The sequence below is a fragment of the Hydrogenophaga sp. 5NK40-0174 genome (genome assembly GCF_040372165.1).
GTDB lineage: Bacteria > Pseudomonadota > Gammaproteobacteria > Burkholderiales > Burkholderiaceae_C > Hydrogenophaga.
The window spans coordinates 333,453-354,626 of the sequence record NZ_BAABWG010000001.1; the positions used below are offsets into that span (position 1 = coordinate 333,453).

Genomic DNA, 21,174 nt, shown 5'->3' on the forward strand with positions numbered 1-21,174 from the left:
GCCCAAGTAAAGCGCCTATGTGCGCAGGAAGCGAATCGCGTCATGACGACCGAATTTGAATCGGCCGGCAGCTCTGTGCAGCCGGAAATCGAGAACACCATCCAAGCGCCGGAGAGCACTGCCAACGGATTTGCCAAGCTGGGCTTGCGCGAAGAACTGTTGGCCGCTGTTCGAGACCTGGGCTACACCGAGCCAACGCCGGTGCAGAGCAAGGTCATCCCGGTGTCAACCATTGCAGTTCCATCATCGCGGGAGATGGAAGGCGATGAGTCCAGGCAACGTTATGCCGACCTGATGGTGTCCAGCCAGACGGGTAGCGGCAAGACTGCCGCTTTTCTCCTGCCTGTGTTGCACACCCTGATCGAGCAGAAAGAAGCTGCATTTGAGCGTGAGCGTCAGGCGCAGGAAAAAGCGGCTGCGGACGCGTTGGCCAACGGAGAAAACCCGCCACGCAAGCCCAAGCGTCGCAACCCCAAGGATCCACGCAACTTCAAGGCGGCAACGCCAGGCGCACTGGTGTTGTGCCCGACCCGCGAGCTGGCACAGCAGGTGGCGCATGACGCCATTGATCTGGTTCGCCACTGCCGTGGTCTGCGTGTGGCCAGTGTGGTGGGCGGCATGCCTTACCACGTGCAGGTCGCGCGCCTGCAAAACGCAGATCTGGTGGTGGCCACGCCAGGTCGTCTGCTTGACCTGCAGCGTTCCAGCCAGATCAAGCTCTCTGAAGTGCAGTTCCTGGTGGTGGATGAGGCCGATCGGATGCTCGACCTGGGCTTCTCCGACGATCTAGCCGAGATCAACAACCTCACTTCCCAGCGTCGCCAGACCTTGATGTTCAGTGCCACCTTCGCACCACGCATTCAGCAATTGGCCATGCGAGTCATGCATGAGGGCGGCCAACATGTGCAGAAGGTGCAGATTGACTCCCCTCAGGAGCGTCACGCCAACATCACGCAGTCACTGTACTGGGCCGATAACTTCGCTCACAAGCGTCGCCTGCTTGACCATTGGCTGCGCGATGCCTCGATCGATCAGGCTATCGTGTTCGCCAGCACCCAGATCGAGTGCGACGGGCTGGCCGAGGACCTTCAGCAGGCCGGCTTTGCCGCTGTGGCACTGCATGGTGCACTGAGCCAGGGTTTGCGCAATCGCCGCCTGATGGCTCTGCGCAATGGGCAGGTTCAGATTCTGGTGGCCACCGATGTGGCTGCGCGCGGCATCGATGTGCCGACCATCACCCACGTGTTCAATTTCGGCCTGCCGATGAAGGCTGAGGATTACACCCACCGGATTGGTCGCACGGGTCGCGCCGGCCGTTCGGGTCTGGCCATCACCTTTGCCGAATTCCGGGATCGCCGCCGCATTGGTGATATCGAGGCCTACACCCGTCAGCGCTTTGAAGAGAAAACGGTTGCCGGCATGGAGCCGACCCAGCCGGTGTACCGCTCTGCTCCCCGCGGCAACGGCCGTCCACAAGGTCGCGGTGGTCGTAATGGTGGCGGTGACTTCCGTGGCAACCGCCCACGTCGCGCCGATGGTGATCAGCGTGGGGGCTTCGGCGGTCAACGCGCTCAAGGTGGCTTCCGCGATGACGATCGCCGTGGTCAGGGGCACGGCCGGGGTGAAGGCCGCGGCTTCGGAGGCGGTCATAGCCAGCATCATGCAGGTGGTCGCGGCGAAGGGCGATTCGATCGCGAGCGTCAATTTGACGCACCGCGCGGTCAGCAGCGTGACCAGCGTGGTCGCTCTGGCGATCGTCAGGATTTCCGTGACCGCAACGACTTTCGGGGTGGAAACGAGTACCGTGGCGGCGGTAATGGTAACGGTGGTCAACGCTTTGGTGGTGATTTTGGCCGCAACAATGGCGGTGCGAATGCCCGCCGCTCAGGTGGTGGCGAGCAAGGTCGCCGCAACGGTGGCGGTTTTGGAGGCGGTAACAATCGCCCGGCGCGTTCGCGCTGACCAATGGATGGGCGCTGCGGTGCCCACCAACCACAAAAAAGGCCACGGCATGCCGTGGCCTTTTTTGTTGTCCAGCGCAAGGCACCAGCCCTGGCAGTCCTACTGCTTGACAGTCGGTGGCTTGAAGATGAATGGGGCCAGCTTGTCGACGTAGTAGGCCGCGGCACCCGTGGTGAGGTGACCGTAGTCATAGCTCAGGGGTTGCTGCGCGTCTTCGCTGATGCGTGTCAGGCAACCTTCATCATTGCAGAAGAACTGTTTGCCAGAGACAAATTCAATGCCCATCTGGGCAGAGCGCTTTTTCATCTCTTCGGTGATCTGGTCAAGCTTGGGGTCCAGGCCATCCTTGATACGCATCGGTGGCATGGCCAGCGGTGGACCTTCCTTCCATTTTTCCAGCAGGATCTGTGGCAGCGGTTTTTTCCAGTACGGCACGGCGCCGAGCAGGATGATGCGAGGCACGCCGGCCTTCTTGATCTCTTGTACCGTTCGCGCAAGATTGGTCAGCCGGTAGCGAGGGTGATGCCAGTACGCGTACAGGATGACCACATCTGGCCTGGACCGGCGGATGGCTTCGATGTTGCTGTCATTGAGCGACTTGCACAATGGTCGTGACTCGAAGTCGAGAATGGGAGGGCAGGTGGCGGCGGCGCGTTCACCCAGACCAAATTCGTACTTGCCCGACTCCTTCAGCGCCTTGAAGCCCGGATAAAGCGAGCCGGCATGGGAGTCGCCCCACAGGAAAATCAGCGGGCGCTTCTTCTCGATACAGAAGTCCTTGTAGGCCGACGGCTTGACTTTGAAGTCAAGCATGCAGTCTCCGTCGCGCCAGCCTTCAATCACGGCGGATTTACCGCCTTTGCTCATCATCGTGCGAACAATCTGGGGGAAACGTTCGTCGAAACCGTTTTGCCTGTAGGTGTAGAGCCCGGCGCTGGCCACACCCACCATCAGCAAGCTCAGAACGATGGTGGTGGCGCGACGGTTGAATCGGCCGAACCGAACCGGGATTTCAAAGAGGACGTAGGTCAGCCAGGAAAGCACCACGGCCAGCGCTATCCATCCCCACATTTCAGCGGCAGGTGGGTGCTCGCCGGCGCGTACGTAGGCATAGGCCATGAAGGGCCAGTGCCACAGATAGAGGGGGTAGCTGATCAGGCCAATCCAGACAAACGGTTTGCTGGCCAGGATGTGGCGGTTGAACCAGGCGTGCGGGCCCGCAGCGATCAGCAGCACCGTGCCAACCGTGGGCAGTAGCGCCCATCCGCCTGGAAATTTGCGTTCGGGGTGAACGGTGGCGAAAACCACAACCAGGAGCGCAACGCCTGCCCATGCCAGCCAGGTGCCCTTGGCGGACTCGGGCGCAAACCTGTGTACCTCATGTGGCAGGCCTCTGGGCAGGCGCAGCAGCCCCGACCAGCCAACCTGATAAGTGTGCATGGCTGCCAGCAAGGCGCCAATCATGAGCTCCCAGAAGCGGGAAAGGGGGTTGTAAAAAGCAGCAGTCAAATCGGAGCGGACCATCACCAGGTTGAAGGCGAAAGACAACACCAATACGATGAAGACGAAACGGATGGGGTTCCATCTGAGCTTCGTGACAGCGAGCAACAGCAGTGGCCAGAAGAGGTAGAACTGCTCCTCGATGGCCAGTGACCAGAGATGCAGGAGCGGTTTGGAGGCCGAGGCTGCATCGAAATAGCCCGCTTCGCGCCAGAACGCAAAGTTGGACAGGAAGGTGCTTCCCGCAAACACGTGTTTGCCCAGTGCCCGGTAGTCGTTCGGGATCAGGATGTACCAGCCCATGACCAGCGTGGTGATCAGGACGAGCAGCAAGGCCGGGAAGATGCGCTTGATCCGGCGGGCATAGAAATTGGCAAAGCTGAACTTGTCCTTGCGCATCTGCCCCAGGATGATGGAGCTGATCAGGTATCCGGAGAGGACGAAGAAAATATCCACGCCGACGAAGCCACCTTTGAAGGCTTGCGGGAAGGCGTGGTGAATCACCACGGCCACCACGGCGATGGCGCGCATGCCATCGATGTCGGGCCGGTAGTGGTCGTTCAGTGAAGTCGAAGTCATCAGGGCAGACAGGGCAGTGTCAGCGCGCGTCGGCGCTGGCAGGAGTTCAGCGGCCGACGGGCCAGGCAGTCCGTCGGGCCGTCACAGCGCTTCAGTCGTAGAGCTTGTGCGCAATATCGAGTGCAAGGGTTTGTGGCAGGTCCACATCACCAAACATGAGCATTTCGCCAGGCTCGATGTCGCGGGTGAGGGTGGCTTGCTGCACCATGCCGATCGGCACGTGGCCTTTGACATCCTCGATCCGGGCGGCTTCGCCGCGCAGCTGGAAGCCCCCAATCGCACGGTCGATGCGGGTGCCGGCCTTCATAGCGTGCTTGGCGATGGCCACCACGGTGACGGCGGGTTTGGTGGAGTTGTTGAGCAACACGCCACCGCCATTGATCACGCGGCGAAGCGTTTTGACGATTTCGTACTGGCAGAGGTGGAACATCTTGGACAGCACGTAGTACGGGCCATCTCCCAGTTTGAGGTAGGTCAGCGCCTTCCATTCATCTGCATCGTGGGTACCAACGACGAACACGCCTGCGTTGCCGGGCGAGAGCACGTAGTCGGAGATGGGATGACCGAGTTCTGCGGCGAGACGGGCCAGTTCAACCGCTGCCTTGGGAATCTCGGGTGACTTGGGGCCTTCCATCCCCTGGCGCGTCACGGTAGCGTCCAGGCCGTTGGCCACAAAGGCTTGTTCGATCTGGATTTTGGTGCCGTCGGTGAAGGAGGTGGTCTGCTCAACGCTGATACCCTGCTTGCCCGCCCAATAGGCCATTTCTTCAGGCGTGGGGGTGTGGTTGAGAAACCCCTTCATGTTGCCGTACACCAGCGGGGTAAAGCCCATGGAGACCGCTTCCTCGTGCAAGGCAGCAATACAGCCTGGCTGATCACCTTCTGCCTCGGTGAGCAGGCCCTTGTCGGCAAAGTAGGAGCCGGTGGTGACATGAAACTCGGAGTTCATGGTCACGACAGGTTTGCCCGCTTTGAGTGCCTCGGCAATGACGTCGGTGGAGTGCAGCACATCGCCACTGCATTCCACGATGATGTCGCTGTTGTCGATCATCTCCTGTACAGAGTGCGTGAGCAGCTCTGGGTACGGGTAGCCGTCAGCCTTGTCCAGCGGACGCCGCGTCAGTACTTTGGACAAGACCATGTCGGGCGTGTGCTTGGTGATCAGGCGCGAAAAACCGCTGGCAATGAAACCTGTACCAACCAGGCCGATTCGATGGGTTTGTTTCGTGTTCATGGGCTTTGTGCGTTTGGCGTTGCTTGTGTTCACGTTGGGCCGTCAGAGGACGTAGCGATCTCTGCCGTCGGGCTGCGTGTGCGACCATTCCGGCTTCTTTTCCTGAGACTTGAAACCGGAGACCATGTTCCCGAGAAATGCGCTGATGGCGGGCAGGTCCGCTGCATTCAACGATGCGTTGAGCTGTTCAAGCGCTTGTTGAAGTTGCGGCATGTGCAAGTACTCTTCGTGGGCTTTCATGATGCGCGGGTGGGGCGTCGACTGCGGGTTGTCGCCGATGAGCAGCTCTTCGAACAGTTTCTCCCCCGGCCTGAGACCGGTGACGCGAATCTCGATATCACCTTCCGGGTGGTCTTCGTCGCGGACGGTCAGGCCGGAAAGTTCCACCATGCGCACGGCAAGATCGCGGATCTTGACCGGTTCGCCCATGTCCAGCACAAAAACGTCTCCACCCTTGGCCATGGCACCTGCCTGAATGACAAGCTGCGCGGCTTCGGGAATGGTCATGAAGTAGCGCGTGATCTCGGGGTGAGTCAGGGTGATGGGCCCACCATCCCTGATCTGTTGGCGGAACCTGGGTACGACAGAGCCTGACGAACCCAGGACGTTGCCAAACCGCACCATGGAAAACCGCGTGCCACTGTACTTCCCATCGTCAGCCATGGCTTGCAGCACCATTTCCGCCAGCCGCTTGCTCGCTCCCATGATGTTCGTGGGGCGAACGGCCTTGTCCGTGCTGATAAGCACGAAGTCGGCAACACCATGTCGCGCAGCAGCTTCAGCGGTGACCTTCGTCCCCAGTGTGTTGTTGCGAATGCCCTCGACAGGATTGTGCTCCACCAGCGGGACGTGCTTGTAGGCGGCCGCATGATAGACCGTCTCCGGCTTCCATGCGGCCATGATTTCATCCATGGTTTTTGCATCACGCACTGAGGCGAGAAGAGGCACGAGCAATGTCTCTGACTGCGGGTGCCGGGACTGCAGTTCCTGATGGATCTCGAACAGCGCAAATTCGCTTTGCTCGACCAGCACCAGTGTATGAGGTGACAGGTCGATGATCTGACGGCACAGTTCGCTGCCGATCGAACCGCCGGCGCCAGTGACGAGCACGTTCTTGCCCGCAATGTTCTTGCCCAGGAGGATGTGGTTGGGTGTAACGGGCTCGCGGCCCAGAAGGTCGTCAATTTCCAGTTCGCGCAGGTCGGAGGTACTGACGGTGCCCTTGGCCAGGCCGCTCACGCTGGGCAGCGTGCGAACCTGTACGTGTGCCTTGAGCATTTGCTCGATCAGCTCGTTGCGCCGTCGGCGGTTGACTGATGGGATCGCAAGCAGCACGGTCGCGATCTGCAGCGCAGGGACAAGTGATTCCAGGTCCTTGGGGCTGTAGATGGGGAGACCGTTGAGCACATGCCCGTGCAGGCGGTCGTCATCGTCGAGAAATCCCACCACCCTCATCTCGTTGCTGTTGGACATGGCAGCGGCGAGCTGTCGCCCGGCATTGCCCGCGCCGTAGATCAGCACCTTGGGCAGGCTCGCCTGCATCAGAACATTGTGGTAGAGGCCACCCAGCCAGAACCGGGCCAGCAGCCGGGATGCGCCCACCGTCAGGAGGAGAAGGATGGGCTGAATGATGCCGACAGTGCGAGGCACACCCTCAACACTGATCGCGGTGAAGATCGTGGCGTAGAGCACACCATAAATGGCGCATGCCTTGATGACGGTGACCAGCGCGGTCAGGCCGGAGTACCGGAAGATGGCACGGTAGAAGCCATTGACGATGAAGATGGGCAGCGCCAGAACCAGCGCACCTGCGACGGCCCACTTGGGCTGCCAGAAGCTGTTGCTGTTGCCCAGCATGACCCAGTCACCCAGGCGCAGGTAATACGCCAGCCAGACGGTCAGCACACATAGCGCCGCGTCCACTGCCAACACGATCACGCGTTTGGCGGGTCTGGGAATACCCAGGATGGGCAGTGCCAGCTTGTTCAGCAAACCGGCCTCGTCTGGGTTGGAGTTGAAAAAAGTGCCATCAGTCAGTCGTTCTGTCAGTGCGTGACGCCATGTCTGGCCACTACGCGCCAGAAAGTCAGAAAGAGGATCCTGAGATCCATGAACAGCGTCTGGTGTTTCAGATAGTGCTCATCCAGGGCCACTTTCTGGGGAATGGGCAGCTCGTCGCGGCCGTTGATCTGCGCCCAGCCTGTGAGGCCTGGCACCAGCTCGTGGATCCCTCTTTCGGTTCTCAAGGCGACCAGGTCGTCCTGGTTGAACAGAGCTGGCCGGGGCCCGACAAAGCTCATGTCACCTGTCAGGATATTCCACAGTTGGGGCAGCTCGTCCAGGCTGCTCTTGCGCAGGAAGTTGCCGATGGGCGTCAGGTACTGCTTCGGATCCTGAAGCAGATGTGTCGCTACGGCCGGGGTATCGATGCGCATGCTGCGGAATTTGGGCATTCGAAAAAGGCGGTTGTCCTTGCCGACACGGTCGCTCCAGTAGAGGGCCGGGCCGGGCGAGGTCAGCCGGACCAACAGGGCGACGACCAACATGGGCAAGGCCAGCACGAGAGCAGCGATCAGGGCCAGCGACAAATCGAACAGTCTTTTCATCGCAGGACGTCGCCAACAGTCAGCTCGAGGCCTTGCTGAACCGACCATTTGGGCTTCCAGTCCATAACCTGCATAGTATGCCCGATGTCGACCTGCAGGCTCTGGCTGAGCCGCTCCCATTGGGCGCTTTTGCCCACCATGCGCGCGCCCATGCCCAGCCAGCTCGAAGGGACAGGAAGCAGGCGTGCTGGTCGGCCCATGGCTTTGGCCAGGCGCCGGATCAGGTCGGGCGTTGACAGGTCTTCACCGTCGGAGGCCAGAAACGTCTGCCCTGCGGCCCCCGGATGCCTGGCAGCCGCCAAGAGCAGGTCGGCCAGATTCTGGACGCCGATCAGAGAGCGGCGGTTGTCGACCTTTTCAAGGGGCAGGGGAATGCCTCTGGCAACGGCGCGCATCAATGCGCGGAAATTCGCTCCCACACCCGGGCCATAGACAAGGGGTGGACGAACCACAACGATCTCGATGCCGGTGGCCCGGGCCACTGCGTGCAGGCCCTTCTCTGCGTCCAGTTTGGAGCGGCCATACGCATCCTGGGGCTCTGCCTTGGTGTCGTGTTGAAAAGGGTGTCCAGGCAGTGTGTACTCGCCCATGGCCTTGACGGAGCTGAGGAAGATCAGGCGTCGCACGCCGGCGTCAGCGGCGGACTGGGCCAGTCGCACGGTGCCGTGGGTGTTGATGCGCTGAAAGGCTTGCTCGTCGGCTGCTGCCGAGGCATCCATCTGGTGGACGCGCGCGGCGCAATGAATGACGCATTCCAGGCCTTGCAGAGCACCGCGCCAATCGGTTTCCGGGGCCAGGGACAGGCTTTGCGTGGGTACGCCCAGGACAGGCTTCCCACTTTGGGAAAAGCCACGCCAGACAAGCTGGCGCGCCATCATTTCGCGGCAGAGTGCCTGCCCGACAAAGCCGGTTGCGCCTGTGATGCCAATCATGCGGATGCCGGGGCAGCGCGGCCAGCTGACTTGGAGCGTTGTGCGCTGGCGCTGCCCAGGGTAAAGGGCAGGAAGCGCTCCATGATGAACACAGCGGGAACCAGTGCAACGCAGGTGGCCAGCAACACGCCCGCGCTCAATACCCAGTTGGCCTCGATTTCGGCGATGGAGGTGTGCAGGGCGAATGCAAGCACCACCTTCATGGATTTGATGATCAGCATGTGAATGACCATGATGGCCATGCTGTACTGCCCCAACCAGGCGAGCCATTGGCCGCGTTCGCCGAGTGCTCGGCAGAAGTAGATGACCATGAACAGCCCGATGAAACCATGGGCCAGATAGCGCGCCGGGTTGCCCAGCACAACTTCAGCCAAGGTGACGAAACCGTTGGACATGGCGAAGAAGGACCCTGCCACCAGCAGGCCGAAGCCAATCCAGAGGCTCACCTTGCTGGCTTGGCGGCGCATGTTCTGTGCGTATTCAAAGCCTCCCTGCAGGAAGACCAGCCCGACCATGGCTGGCCCCAGGCTCCATGGCAGCTTGATTTCACGCGAGACCCAGTAGCCGATGGCGGCAATGACGGCGACGAATGCCCAGCGAACCACTGTCAGACGGATCCAGGTGTTGATGGCCCAGCCCATCACAAACGCGCAGAACAGGGAAACAATGAACCAGACCGGGGCGTTGACCAGATGACCGTCACCCAGTGAGCCGTAGAACACGCCCAGCAGAGGCGGCCAGAGCCCGTAGCGGAACTGCTCGAGTTGGAGGTTGAGCTTGAGTGCTGCGAGGTAGCCCGCCAGATAAAACGCGTACCCCAGCATGGCGTAGACAAAGTAGGGGAGCAGGAGTGTCTTGGCCTTGGCGGCCAGCATGTGGCCAAAGCCATGACGTCCTGGCTTGAGCGTCAGGCCGGAGATGAAGAAAAACAGCGGGACGTGGAAGGCGTAGATGTAGACGTACAGCGCCGACGGGTCGCTCACGGATGTGATGTGGCCGAGCACGATGAGCGCAATGCCCAGTCCCTTGGCGGAATCGATCCAGGTGATCCGCCCTGTGGACTGTGGCGTGGCCTGTGTCGTCGTGCTCGACATGTCGCCTGATCAGTCCTTGCTGGACTTCTGACTGTCGCGTGCTTCCAGCGTGAGAGAGCGGATTTCCTCGAGCAGCTTGCGGTTGGCTGCCTGCAGATCGGCCACGAAGGCAATCAGCAACGTGTGAAAACCGATGATCATCAATGAGCTGGCCAGGATCAACGACTGCACGTGGCCGTCATAACCACCGTCGCTGACGAGCCATTTGTAGAGGAACCGCAGGCCAATCAGGAAGCCGGCACCGAAGGTCACCAGGCCGACCGTACCGAAAAAGCGGAAAGGGCGGTAAATGACGAAGACGCGGATGATGGTGACGATGCTGCGCCGGATGTATGAGCTGATGCTCTTGACCAGCCGGGACGGCCGCAAATCGCCATTGACGCGAATCGGCACCGACGTGATGGCCATGTTTTTCTGGCCTGCCTGGATGATGGTCTCCAGCGTATAGGTGTAGTCGCTGAAAACGGTGAGCCGCTGGGCGGCGGCACGGCTGATGGCGCGAAAGCCACTGGGCGCATCAGGGATGTCGGTCTTGGAGGCCACACGCACGACCCAGCTGCCCAGTTTTTGCAGCAACTTCTTGATCGGACTGAAGTGCTCGATGGCCTGGATCGGGCGCGCGCCCACCACGATGTCGGCCTTGCCGTCCACGATGGGTTGAGTGAGTGCCGGAATGTCCGCTGCGTTGTACTGGTTGTCGGCATCGGTGTTGACGATGACGTCGGCACCGTTTTCCAGGCAGGCCTGGAGGCCGTTCATGAAGCCGCGGGCCAGGCCCTGGTTGCGGGTGTGCTTGACCACATGGTCGACACCGTTGGCCAGCGCTACTTCCACCGTGTTGTCGGTGCTGCCGTCGTCGATGATGAGCCATTCGACCTTGTCAAATCCGGGAACTTCTCGCGGAAGGTCAGCCAGGGTGATGGCCAGAGTGGCGGCTTCGTTGTAGCACGGAATTTGAATGATGAGCTTCTTCAACGGGAGTACCCTGTCTGTATCGGTGTCGCGTGCGCGGTTCAGTGCCTGCCTCAAGCCTTCGGGACGATAGGCCGACCGGAGTGCGGATGCGGATTCGTCAGAAAGAAGTGCTTGGCCTGCTCGGTATTGGCCTCACAAACCAGCTTCATGCGCTGTATCAATGACGGAGGGAAATCGCCGGCCTTGTCGGCCTGATCGATCTCGGGCTTCATTTTAAGCGCACACTGGTGCTCCGCCTCGTTGAGGCAGTAGGGGCCCATGTCGGGCACCGGCATGGAGGCACTGCGCCACTGCGGGTTCAGCGACAGGAAAGTGCTGAACATGCGTTCCATGATGAAGGGCAGGAAAGGCGCTTCATCGGTGTGATAGGTCCGCTTGAGCACGTGGGCGACGGCTGGATGAGCAGGGTTGGCTTCCATGAAGCGGGCGACGGGAAGGAGCAAACCGCCCACGAACGCCTCCCAGAACGCTTCATTGGCGACCCAGAAGTTGGAATAGGCCAGCGTGCGTTCATCGTGACGCGGCACCTGAGCAATCTGGATCCCGGTTCCGGCCGCATCCATCAGGGCTTGTGCCGCATCGTGCAGGCCGGGGTGCCAGGTCTCACCTTGCATCCACACGTTGTAGGCCAGGTAGCGGATCTGCGGGAAAGGGTTGAAGAAGCAGACGTCCGCTGCCGCGTTCTCAATGCAATAGTCCAGAAAGCGCTGCGTTGGCATTTGTGCCTTCATCTGGAACTTGGGCGAAAACATGCCCACTTTGCCTGAGCCTTTGTGCAAGCCGTTCAGGTACATGTCCACATAGATCCGAAATTCCCGCCAGTCGACAAACTGGGGGTTGGGCACTTTCCAGGGCGTGAACAGGGGCTCGATCTGGACCTGGCCCGGCTTGTAGAGCGGTTCGTAGATGGTGACGGCGGTCATGTGGCCTGGGTCAGCAAGGGCATGAGTGCGTCCGCGCTGGCCTTGATGTGGTGTTGGCGTTTGACGTCCTCGTAGGCCTGAACACGGATGCGCTGGCGCACAGCAGGATCAAAGGCGAGGGTCTTGAGCGCTTCCAGCCATTGGTCGAGCGTGTTCTCCACCAGCCAGCCGGTCTGGCCATGCACAACGCAGTCGGTGTAGATGGGGGAGGCCGAGTAAATGCCGGGCACGCCGGCAGAACCGTAATTCAGATACTTGAACGGATTCTTGCAGGCATTGAATTCTGCCGCCGTGGTGTCTTCACTGGCGCCCAGGGGGGTGATGGAGAACAGGTAGTCGCCCGAAATCAGAGACTGCATGTACATGTCGTATGGCATGCGGTTCGTGAAATGCAGGAAGGGCAGTGAGACGATCTCAGGAAACGGATCGCCATAGAAATCCAGTGTGAATTGCGGGTTCTGAAGAAAGAACACCTGCAGTGCCGTCAGCAGTACTTCCTTGGAAGTTTGAAGCTTGAGGAAATCGGCGTTGGTGAAAACGATACGCCCCTTTGCCTGAGCAGCGGCGTCGTCTGCACGCAGGCCCCGGGCGTATTTCTCCACCCAGATGCCATTGGGCACATGGTGCGACAAGGGCACGTACTCGCGCATCTTCTCTTGCAGCCGGCGATTGGCCACAGAGATGCTGTCGCTGATGGAGAGGATCTCCTGGATCAGGCTGACCTTGTCGTTCTTGGCCGCTGCACCGCTGTAGGAAGGGAAGGAGAAAATCCAGTCGTCGATGTCGTAGACAAGTCGTTTGCCTGCGGCACGGGCTTGCCTGGCCAGCGCCAGCGCTTCGCGCGAGGAGTGCTTGCTCAGTACCAGTGCGTCTGCCCAGCGAACACCGTTTTCCGCAGCCGGGTCGGCTTCAGAGATGCTGGTGTAGTCAATGATGCCGCGGTCGTTGAGGTAGTCGAGAACCTCGGTCACGCGTGCGGCAACAGAGAGCGATGGCACACCCGGGGCCACATGCGATTCGCGCTGAAGCGCCAGAACCTTGAGTCGGGGGGGGCTCATGCAGTTGGCTCCATCAGCTTGCTCAGTCTCACATCTGGCAGCTGAGAAAAGACCTGAAGTCGAGGCGCTTCGTTGTCGCCCTCTGCGTAGTCAATGATGCTCAGGCTGGTGTGCTGCGCCATCAGGCATGGGAAACGCTCCATGGAAATGCCAAGAGCATGGTGCATCAGGCACGCGATCGGCCCGGCGTGGCAAACGGCCAGAACCAGTCCGTTGTGCTGCTGGCGCGCGTCGTCCAACCAGGAGGTGACGCGTTCGTAGAGTTGCTGATGGGACTCGCCGCCGGGATAGGCATTGAGGTGGCTGGTGTAGAAGTCGGGCTGATCCTGCAGGAAATCGGTGAGCTTTGAGTCTGCTACGTCTCCCGCGTCGGTTTCGCCCAGCCGCGGGTCAACCCTGAACGACAGGCTCGGAAAGACCATCTCGGCAGTCTGTTGTGCGCGACGCCACTGACTCGTATAGCAGGCCTGCGGCTGCAGCAAGGGTGCGAATTGCATCGATGCTTGCCTGGCCTGCTCGATGCCGGCAGGGCTGAGCATGTCATTGGGCGTGCCCGTGACCAGTCCGGCCAGGTTGGCCTGGGAGGCGCCGTGTCGAACCAGTACAAGTCTCATCCGGTGATGTCTTGCAGTGTGGCAATCAAAGGGTCGATCGATGTTTCTGCGCAGTGTGGCCTGAGGTGATCCACCAACGCCTCGGAATCCGTCAGGCTTGACTCTGCCCGGCGGGCCGCATCTTCGATGGATTTGACATCGGAAGGGTCACAGTAGAAGCCCAGATCTTCAAAGTGCTCGCGGGACCATTCGGACTCACCCAGAACCAGCTTGCATCCGGACAGGCCGGCCTCAATGGCGGAAAGGCCAGGTGGCTCAAACGAGGTCTCGATGTAGAAGCGGGCGTCCTGCAGGGCGGAGCGGAGAATTTCCGAGCGAGCTGGCAGCGCGTCAATGAAGGTGACGTGTTCGGCGCCTTCTTCGCGACATTGGTGGTAGTACCTGGTGTCGCGATGAGTGCCCACCAGCACCAGCTTGATGCCCAGCGACTTCAGGGCGCGGATGGTGGCGAGCTGGTTTTTGTTGGGTTCAATGATGCCCAGGCAGATGGCGTAATCCTGTACCCCATAGAGCTGCGAAAAGAGCCCTTTGGGGGCTGGTCGCAAATAGTCGGGGTCTGCCTGGGTCAGTATGCGCCGGGTCTTGGCATCCGGTAGATCGAACTGGGCGGCGAACATGGCCTGTTCGGCAGCTGACTTGAACAGAACGGCATCGGCCAGCCGGGTGTGGGCATTGACCAGGTCAATCAAGGAGGGGCTGGGCTGGTTCAGCCAGAGGTTGGGCCACAGGGCAATCGGTTTGCCTTGCTCGTGCAGGTGCTGGAGGAGGTCCAGCCCGCCGCCGTGTACCGAGAAATGGAGCACGGCATCGTAGTTTTCGATGGAGCGCGAGAGTGGCCCGTAGATGTCCGCAACCAGACCACGCCGCTTGAGTTTCTCGGAGACCGAGAAGATCTCGAACTCGCCGCCGGCCTTTTTCAGGTAGGCATGGTGGTAGGTGGTCAGTAGAACGCGGGGGTAATGCATGAATCTCCGTGCAACGAAAGCGGCTCACCGGTGGCCGCCTCCCCCTGGTGTTCTGTCATCAGTAGGGAGCGCAGCGCCAGAGCGCTCCCGCTGGTCAGGGTTGGTCGGCCCGGGCCGAAGAGCCTGGATCCGGTCTCAAACCGATTCCAGCAGTTCGAGCCAGGATGAAACCGACGCCTCCTGCAACAGTTGCGCCGCTCTCAAACCCCCTGATTTTATCAGTTGCTGCCGCAGCCCTGGCTCTTGCGCAAGGCGCTGCAACTGAGTCGCCGCCTCTTGAGGCGACCGAAACTCCAGAATGGCTTCTGCCCCTACGCCGCTGGCCGCGGTTCCACTGCGGATGAGGCAGGGCAGGCCCAGATGCATGGCCTCCAGAATCGGGACGCCAAAGCCCTCATGCTCACTGCACGATAGCAAGGCATCGCTTCGATTCAGCTGTTCGGCGAGGTCTTCGTCAGAGAGGAGTCCGGAAAATTTCACCATTTCCCTGACGCCAAGCCGGTCGACTTCGCTTTCAAGAAACCCCATGTAGACCATGTTGCCGCAGCCACCAATGACTTGCAGTTCGACGGCCAGACCGATGTCTCGCGCCGCCGCCACGATCCGGATGCAGTCTTCCAGCCGCTTGTGTGGCACCACGCGACCGAGCACGGTCAGCCGGATGGGGTCGTGAAGCGCGGGACGGTCAACAGCTTGCCGCTGGAAGACGGGAAAGCTCGGCATCACTGGAGGAATCACCCTGGCGCTTGGGCTTGGAAACACCTTGCGCAGCTCGTCAAGGTTGAGCTGGGAATTGCACACCAGCAGGTCGAACCCGGCCAGTCGCGGAAACTGCTCGTAGGAGTGGGCGCACAGGTCGGCGGTAACAGGCTCGTGCTCCCGAAGCAGATCAGGCGGCGTCACGCCATGAAAGTAGCAGATCTTCCGGTTGGGCATGGCCAGCAAGGCGTCCAGGTGCTGGTCGATGATGGAGTAGCTCACCAGCAAAGTGCTGTCCCCGGCCCCATTGGAGAGCAGCTCATCGATGGGGTGTACAGGCATCAGATCGCCGCTGAAACGTTCGGCGAAGAGGCGGGAGGGGACACCGGCCTTGGTCAGGTCTCGGGCAAGATAAGTGCAATGGTTGCCCACGGCATCCCGCAAATGGATGTCCGGAGCCACGATCGTGACGTGCTTGGAGCTCATGGGCTTTGTTGTCCCGGCCTCAGTTGATGCCCAGTGCCTTCAGGCGGTGCAAGTAGCGCACAGCGATATTGAACACGGTATGGTTGTTGGCGATCTGCTCCTGGCCGGCGAGGGCAATCTTGCCCGTCTGTTCGGGATCGTCGATGCACTTGACCATAGCCTGGGCAGCGACGCCGACGTCAGGGTCCATCCAGTACTGGTCCTTGTACTCGACGTAATCGCCCTTCTGGAGTTTGACCAGAGGTCCATCGACCACATAAGCCGTACCCTCGAAAGCAAAGTCGACGCTGCCGGAGAAGTTGGTGGAGATGACTGGCTTGCCCACATACATCGCTTCTGCCACCACACGGCCAAAGCCTTCGGAGCGGTGCAGCGAAACGAAGACATCGCAGCAGTCGATCAGGGCCAGCATGTCGCTGCGCGAGAGAAACTCGTCGATCAGGATGATGCGGCTGTCCTTGGCGACTTGCTCAAGCAGTTCCTCATATTCCGGCACGCCGCGGCGCGAGTTCATGATTTTGACGACCAGACGCACGTCGGTGCGCGAAGGCGGGAACGCCTTGGCAAAGGCGCGCAGTGCGCCGGTGGGGTTCTTGCGCTTGATCCAGGAGTTGCAGTCGAATACCGACAAGAAGGCAAAGGCCTGCTCCGGAATGCCGAAGTGCGCTTTGCCACGTGGTGCAAAGAATGGCTTGTCCACGGCCAGGGGCATGTAAGTCACGGGCTTGTCCGTGGCGTCCTGGAACATTTTCTGCACGTAGCGAGATTGCGCCCAGATTTCGTCTGGGATATTGAGCAGCGGGCGCCAGGGTTCTGGCCACACGGGCAATTCCCACTGCCAGGCGCAGATGTTGTAGCGGCCGGCCAGCACGGGTGCCCAGCGCTTCATGAGCAACTGGTACGTGTCTGCGGCGGGAAGGTTGATCAGGTTGGTCCGGGCCACCGGCTCGTCCTGCACGAAGTCGTCCGTCCATTCCTCAGAAGAGATGGTCGTGGCGATGGCGATCGGGGCCGGGCAGACCGATGTTTCAAATCCGGCGCGCAGCAATGCGCGGGTGGCGGTTCGCGCATCTTCGCCAATGCCGAACTGGCCGTTGGGCAAGCCGATGACGTTGATGCCGTCGGATTTGAAGGTGCCCACCGGGCGGCCCATGCGAATGTGATTGGTCGCAGGTGCAGGGTGATGCACGAGCCCGTCGAGCAATGCGCGAAGCTCGGGTTCCTTGATGGCCCACCACTCGTTGTAGAGGGCTACATCGCCCTGGTGCAACGCCTCGACAAAGCTGGGTGTTCCGGCGTGGAAGACCGGCAGCAGCAGGGCCAGGTTGGGCAGGTGTGAAAGCTTGCCACCAAAGGCCTCGCACGGCGCATTGAGGAAATCGATCTCTTCTTGTGCCGGGGCAAGGAACCGGTATTCACGCTGACCCAGCGACAAGCGCCAGTACATGAACTGCTTGCGACCCATGGCCGTCGACAAGTCCATGTTCTGAATGTCTGGCCGTGTGTTCCACGCGGCCACTGCGCCCTTGGTGATGGCCAGCACGGCATCTTGTTCGATGCCTTCTGCCGGCTCACGCACATAGGCCGGGAACTGGTTGTTCTCTGGCCATTGCACGTCGTAGCTGTTGTTGCGAAGCGGGTGTTCCCAATAGGCAATGGAATTGAGTACCTCGGCTTCCGTGTCCACGCCGACGCCCAGCTTCTGGTTCAGGTCAGGCCAGATGGTCAGGAGTTGCGTCAGGAAGAAGGGCACGCGCAGGCCGGAAGGTGTCTCGACATCTTCGAACAGCCAGGCGAACCGGTCGTTGAGCTCTTCGGCATGGCCGATTGCCAGATGGTCATGGACCAGATTGGTGTCGTAGTCGGAGACGGATTTGACCAGGCTTTCCCACTGCGACACAGCAATTCGAACGGGATTGACCTGGAGCAACTCACGTTTGATGAACGGGAAATGGAAATCCCGGATGAGAACATCCCAGAAAAAATGGGTGGGGTTGTGCTTGACCGTGATGGAGCTGAGCAACAGACGCTGCATGGGACCGTTGTCCTGGATGCCCTGATTCACCACATGGGTGATATGGCGCTTGATCTTGGCCACAGAACAGAAGGCGCCCAGACGGAAGAGGGCATCGATGAAGTGCGTGGAGCCACCGATTTCGTAGTTGTCGATGATCTCCTGTTTCTTGAGCTTGAGAGCGTCTCGTGTGTAGCGCACCGTGTCCCAGAACTCCGGAAATGCCGGGCTCATGAATACAGCTGAGCTGTAGACGATGAAGAAGCTCTGGATGTGGTAGCGCACAGCGAAGCTGTCGGTCGCACCCCACATGTCAAGGTGATGGTGATCGCCGTAGTTGATCATCTCGCTCAGGTCGTGGAAAGGACCATAGCAACTGTCGTTGGCGAGGATCAGCTTCTTGTAGTGGCCAAGGTAAGGCTGAAGAACATCGATGCCGAACTTGTAAGAGCCGAAGTCGTATCCATAGTTTTTGCGCACCACGACCACGCTGCAAATTCCAAGCAAACGATCAATGTCTTCCTTGGCGATCTCGTCGGCGGTCGACACAAACACGATGTCGCAGCCGGCGTCTTTGAGGCTTTGCAGGTAGAAGAAAACGTATTCGGCTACCCGGTCAACCTTTGAGAAGTGCGAGAAGACACAGGCGTTTTCCCTCTGGCCAGGCTGAATGCTGCCTTTCTGGACGCGAACGTAGCTTGGCTTTCTTTTAGAGCTTGTCATAGATATTGATCAGTTTCTTGACCACACTGGTCCAGGCGAATCGTTTCATCAGTTCGTCGGCCAGGGTTTCCCGATTCATGGCGGTGGCACCCATGGACTGTGCCATGCCCTTGGCAATGTCGGCCGCATCTTCCGGGCTGACGTAGACCGCGTTGTCTCCGAAGTACTCGCGGGTCGATCCCTCGGAGGTGATGACCAGCGGGCTGCCTTGTACCGCTGCCTCCAGGGCTGCCAGACCCGGCGTTTCCAGTGTGCTGGGCAGGCAGAACAGCTCGCAGGCCTGATAAGCCGATCTCAGCAGGTCGGCGTCGTGGGGCAGCGGTCCCAGGTACTGCAGCTGACCTGGCAGCGCGGCGGCCTTGACCTGCTCAAAGTACTCCGGGCTTCTCACGTGACCGATCAGCACCAACTTGCGGTCCGGAAAACTCCGCATGGCTTCAGCCAGGCGCAACTGGTTCTTGCGTGGCTCGATGTTGCCGACGTTGAGCACGAAATTGCCCTGGATGTCGAAGTGCTGACGGAACAGGCTGGCATCAGGGCGCTGCGAGAAAACGGCATCCACTCCGTTGTAGACGTGGTCAAACCGGTCCCGGGGAAGATCAAGAACGCCAGCCAGGGTGTCGCTTTCAATGCCGGAGTTCGTGATGACGCGATCGGACAGAGACAACTGGTGGCGAATTTCGTCGATGGGATAGAGGCCTTTGGTCGACTCTGTGATCCACAGGCTGGAACTGATCACCAAGGGCAGGCCCAACTGCTTGACGAAGTTGCAGAAGTGCACCGAGCCCCCCACGCAGGAGAAGAAGTGCACCACGTCATGGTCGAGAAACCGGGGGTTCCACGGGTCCATCAGCGTCACTTCGACGCCATGTTCGGCCAGGGCCTTGCGGTAGGCCAGGAGCTGAACCTCGCCGCCACCAGGGGTGTGGAAGGCCATCGGGTAGGTTGCGAACAGAACTTTCACGAAAAGCTATTTCTGGAGGTCTAGAGAGTATGCAAGTGCGATTCTTACATGGAGACCACCCCGGTCTAGAAGAGGCTCACGCTGTAGAGCCAAGCAGGGTAGGACTTTTCGAGGTCAGAGAGTTTGAATGAGGCAGATGGGCTGCACAAGCTGTTCTTCAAAGCGAACTGGTGCGAGAGCACTTGTGTACCGATGAAATGCTTGTTTAGGAGGGCGCTTTGGCAAAAGAATGGAAGTCCATCTGCCTCTGAAATGAAGTTGTTGACGCGCGCTTCATCTTTGTCGTAGATGTACACGGGCACATCACCTATGGCGGGACGGTCGACAGTTTCCTTGAACAAATAGCCTGCATTGTTCTTGCCTATCTTCAGGAACATGTCTGGTGAAAATATGCCTTCGCTCAAGTAGAAGTCAGTCATCATCGGTTTGTGATCGCCATAAACGACGATTGTCGCATCATGACGATCTTTGACGTATTTGACGAATTCGGCGATTCGATTCACCGTGGTTGAAACGCGATTTGCAAAATCTGCCTGTCCAAGATCGTTCATTTGCCTGAACGGGGCGTGAGTGTACATGGTCGTCAGATAGAGGAATGCTGGACCTTCAGAGTCAATGTGGTCACGAATGTTTGCGTACATGACACCGTCGTCGATCCACCCATACCGGTTCGGCTTGTAGTCGAACATCTGCATGTCTTCAATACCAATGAATTCGTCGTACCCTAGCTTGGGCATCATTTCATGCCGGTGCCAGAACTTCCTTTTGTAGTTGTGTGCGGCAACTGTCCGAAAGCCCTCAGAATGAAGCGACTGGGCAATGGAGTTCAGCTTCTCCCTCATGACGCCGCTGTATTCCTGATAGATGACGCCAGTCAAGACGTTGTTGGCGGGAAGCCCGGTTTGCCATTCAAAGGAGGCGTTGGCTGTTCCACCGCCGTACGAGGGAGAAATGCCGCGTGCCGATTTGAATCCGAGGTCAATCAGAGGCTGAAATTCTTTGCTGAAGTGGTTTTTGTCCGCCCAGCATGCCTCGCAGAGGATGATGATGATTTTCTTGCTGCGGTGGACTGAGTCCAGTTTGTAACTGTCAGTCTGTTCTGCAATCCTGAGCTCATCGGCAGAAGGCGCACTCAACGTGACGCGCGCGCTGGTTTGCACGAGGTGCATCGCCAGGCCTTGAACGCGCAAATTCTTGTGCCACTGAGATCGAATGTAGTTGACGCCGGCAGATCTCAAATAAGTGGCGATTGAATTGTGTCGGCTGAGTACATCTGCATATACCAAGTGAGTATTGAAGACGACTGGCGTCAGCAAACCAATCAATAAGAGCTTGTAGCAAAAATATGCGGGCGTGTTGTGTACTTTCCGGTTGAGCCAGTAGGCGGCAAGCAAAGCCAACATGGCCGCGCCAATAATGACAAAGTGGATGGGTTGCACAAACTCCAGCACGACACTGATGTTCTCGCTCAAATTGGTCAGGTCCGTCCAGCCCAGAACCTCGTTGATGCGGCCAAGCTTTTGGAGGTTGATGATCGCCAGCACAACATCGGCAGATATCACCAAGGCCATCGAGAGTATGTTGGGGAGAATCAGGCGGGCAAAACCGTAAAACAGCAACGAAGGCGTGACTGAAATGGCGATGGGAATCCAGCGAATGGATCCGTCTCTCAGGGTGAAATGGTAGGGGCTGAGCTTCCACTGAATAATGAAGTGGCAAGCGACAAGCAAGAGCACCGATAGGACTTCCAGGACCAGTTGCCTGGTATTCGAGTTGAATTTCATCTTCTGTCAGTCTTGCAAAAGCCAACGATGCTTCAGTGAATTCCGGTTGCTCTTCCAGTGGT

16 protein-coding genes are annotated in these 21,174 nt (G+C 59.4%); 1 reads left to right on the forward strand and 15 read right to left on the reverse strand.

Annotated features, from left to right (window positions below):
* Positions 1-42: 42 nt before the first annotated feature.
* On the forward strand, positions 43-1,962 hold the full coding sequence (locus ABWV89_RS01495) for a DEAD/DEAH box helicase (protein ID WP_353393512.1): 1,920 nt from the start codon (positions 43-45) through the stop codon (positions 1,960-1,962).
* 99 nt (positions 1,963-2,061) lie between these two features.
* Here ABWV89_RS01495 and ABWV89_RS01500 read toward each other — a convergent pair whose 3' ends face one another.
* From ABWV89_RS01500 to ABWV89_RS01570, 15 genes are all read right to left on the reverse strand, one after another.
* The gene (locus ABWV89_RS01500; protein ID WP_353393514.1) at positions 2,062-4,041 is read right to left on the reverse strand and encodes an acyltransferase family protein; all 1,980 of its coding nucleotides are present in this window, start codon (positions 4,039-4,041) and stop codon (positions 2,062-2,064) included.
* Positions 4,042-4,132: 91 nt separating this feature from the next.
* Positions 4,133-5,275 (reverse strand): hypothetical protein, encoded by a 1,143-nt coding sequence (locus ABWV89_RS01505; protein ID WP_353393516.1) that lies wholly within the window; start codon positions 5,273-5,275, stop codon positions 4,133-4,135.
* Positions 5,276-5,317: 42 nt separating this feature from the next.
* Positions 5,318-7,267 (reverse strand): polysaccharide biosynthesis protein, encoded by a 1,950-nt coding sequence (locus tag ABWV89_RS01510; RefSeq protein ID WP_353393518.1) that lies wholly within the window; start codon positions 7,265-7,267, stop codon positions 5,318-5,320.
* A gap of 53 nt (positions 7,268-7,320) precedes the next feature.
* Positions 7,321-7,881, reverse strand: a complete 561-nt coding sequence (locus tag ABWV89_RS01515; RefSeq protein WP_353393520.1) for a sugar transferase — start codon at positions 7,879-7,881, stop codon at positions 7,321-7,323.
* Entirely contained in the window at positions 7,878-8,813 is a 936-nt protein-coding gene (locus ABWV89_RS01520) for an NAD-dependent epimerase/dehydratase family protein (RefSeq protein WP_353393522.1), read from the reverse strand. Before ABWV89_RS01520 ends, ABWV89_RS01515 begins: the two co-directional genes overlap by 4 nt.
* Entirely contained in the window at positions 8,810-9,907 is a 1,098-nt protein-coding gene (locus ABWV89_RS01525; RefSeq protein ID WP_353393524.1) for an acyltransferase family protein, read from the reverse strand. Before ABWV89_RS01525 ends, ABWV89_RS01520 begins: the two co-directional genes overlap by 4 nt.
* A 9-nt stretch (positions 9,908-9,916) precedes the next feature.
* Complete coding sequence (locus ABWV89_RS01530; protein ID WP_353393526.1) at positions 9,917-10,882, reverse strand: glycosyltransferase family 2 protein; 966 nt, start codon at positions 10,880-10,882, stop codon at positions 9,917-9,919.
* Between the two features lie 50 nt (positions 10,883-10,932).
* A complete protein-coding gene (locus ABWV89_RS01535; RefSeq protein WP_353393528.1) occupies positions 10,933-11,805 on the reverse strand; it encodes a hypothetical protein in 873 nt (290 codons plus the stop codon).
* A complete protein-coding gene (locus tag ABWV89_RS01540; protein WP_353393530.1) occupies positions 11,802-12,863 on the reverse strand; it encodes a glycosyltransferase in 1,062 nt (353 codons plus the stop codon). Before ABWV89_RS01540 ends, ABWV89_RS01535 begins: the two co-directional genes overlap by 4 nt.
* Positions 12,860-13,477: a histidine phosphatase family protein gene (locus ABWV89_RS01545; RefSeq protein ID WP_353393532.1), complete on the reverse strand. Its 618-nt coding sequence runs from the start codon at positions 13,475-13,477 to the stop codon at positions 12,860-12,862. The genes ABWV89_RS01540 and ABWV89_RS01545 overlap by 4 nt, the downstream gene beginning before the upstream one ends.
* The gene (locus ABWV89_RS01550; protein WP_353393534.1) at positions 13,474-14,442 is read right to left on the reverse strand and encodes a glycosyltransferase; all 969 of its coding nucleotides are present in this window, start codon (positions 14,440-14,442) and stop codon (positions 13,474-13,476) included. Before ABWV89_RS01550 ends, ABWV89_RS01545 begins: the two co-directional genes overlap by 4 nt.
* A 135-nt stretch (positions 14,443-14,577) precedes the next feature.
* Positions 14,578-15,627, reverse strand: coding sequence for a glycosyltransferase family 4 protein (locus ABWV89_RS01555; RefSeq protein ID WP_353393536.1), 1,050 nt, complete (start codon positions 15,625-15,627; stop codon positions 14,578-14,580).
* A gap of 19 nt (positions 15,628-15,646) precedes the next feature.
* On the reverse strand, positions 15,647-18,364 hold the full coding sequence (locus ABWV89_RS01560; RefSeq protein ID WP_353393538.1) for a rhamnan synthesis F family protein: 2,718 nt from the start codon (positions 18,362-18,364) through the stop codon (positions 15,647-15,649).
* Positions 18,351-19,328: a glycosyltransferase gene (locus ABWV89_RS01565; RefSeq protein ID WP_353393540.1), complete on the reverse strand. Its 978-nt coding sequence runs from the start codon at positions 19,326-19,328 to the stop codon at positions 18,351-18,353. The genes ABWV89_RS01560 and ABWV89_RS01565 overlap by 14 nt, the downstream gene beginning before the upstream one ends.
* 65 nt (positions 19,329-19,393) lie before the next feature.
* Positions 19,394-21,112: an LTA synthase family protein gene (locus ABWV89_RS01570; protein WP_353393542.1), complete on the reverse strand. Its 1,719-nt coding sequence runs from the start codon at positions 21,110-21,112 to the stop codon at positions 19,394-19,396.
* Positions 21,113-21,174: the final 62 nt, after the last annotated feature.

Excerpts from the sequence above, each read along its gene's own strand:
- ABWV89_RS01520 (WP_353393522.1), bottom strand. The coding sequence starts at position 8,813 with ATGATTGGCATCACAGGCGCAACCGGCTTTGTCGGGCAGGCACTCTGC.
- ABWV89_RS01560 (WP_353393538.1), bottom strand. The coding sequence starts at position 18,364 with ATGACAAGCTCTAAAAGAAAGCCAAGCTACGTTCGCGTCCAGAAAGGC.
- ABWV89_RS01495 (WP_353393512.1), top strand. The coding sequence starts at position 43 with ATGACGACCGAATTTGAATCGGCCGGCAGCTCTGTGCAGCCGGAAATC.
- ABWV89_RS01505 (WP_353393516.1), bottom strand. The coding sequence starts at position 5,275 with ATGAACACGAAACAAACCCATCGAATCGGCCTGGTTGGTACAGGTTTC.
- ABWV89_RS01555 (WP_353393536.1), bottom strand. The coding sequence starts at position 15,627 with ATGAGCTCCAAGCACGTCACGATCGTGGCTCCGGACATCCATTTGCGG.
- ABWV89_RS01570 (WP_353393542.1), bottom strand. The coding sequence starts at position 21,112 with ATGAAATTCAACTCGAATACCAGGCAACTGGTCCTGGAAGTCCTATCG.
- ABWV89_RS01515 (WP_353393520.1), bottom strand. The coding sequence starts at position 7,881 with ATGAAAAGACTGTTCGATTTGTCGCTGGCCCTGATCGCTGCTCTCGTG.
- ABWV89_RS01525 (WP_353393524.1), bottom strand. The coding sequence starts at position 9,907 with ATGTCGAGCACGACGACACAGGCCACGCCACAGTCCACAGGGCGGATC.
- ABWV89_RS01500 (WP_353393514.1), bottom strand. The coding sequence starts at position 4,041 with ATGACTTCGACTTCACTGAACGACCACTACCGGCCCGACATCGATGGC.
- ABWV89_RS01540 (WP_353393530.1), bottom strand. The coding sequence starts at position 12,863 with ATGAGCCCCCCCCGACTCAAGGTTCTGGCGCTTCAGCGCGAATCGCAT.
- ABWV89_RS01545 (WP_353393532.1), bottom strand. The coding sequence starts at position 13,477 with ATGAGACTTGTACTGGTTCGACACGGCGCCTCCCAGGCCAACCTGGCC.
- ABWV89_RS01550 (WP_353393534.1), bottom strand. The coding sequence starts at position 14,442 with ATGCATTACCCCCGCGTTCTACTGACCACCTACCACCATGCCTACCTG.
- ABWV89_RS01535 (WP_353393528.1), bottom strand. The coding sequence starts at position 11,805 with ATGACCGCCGTCACCATCTACGAACCGCTCTACAAGCCGGGCCAGGTC.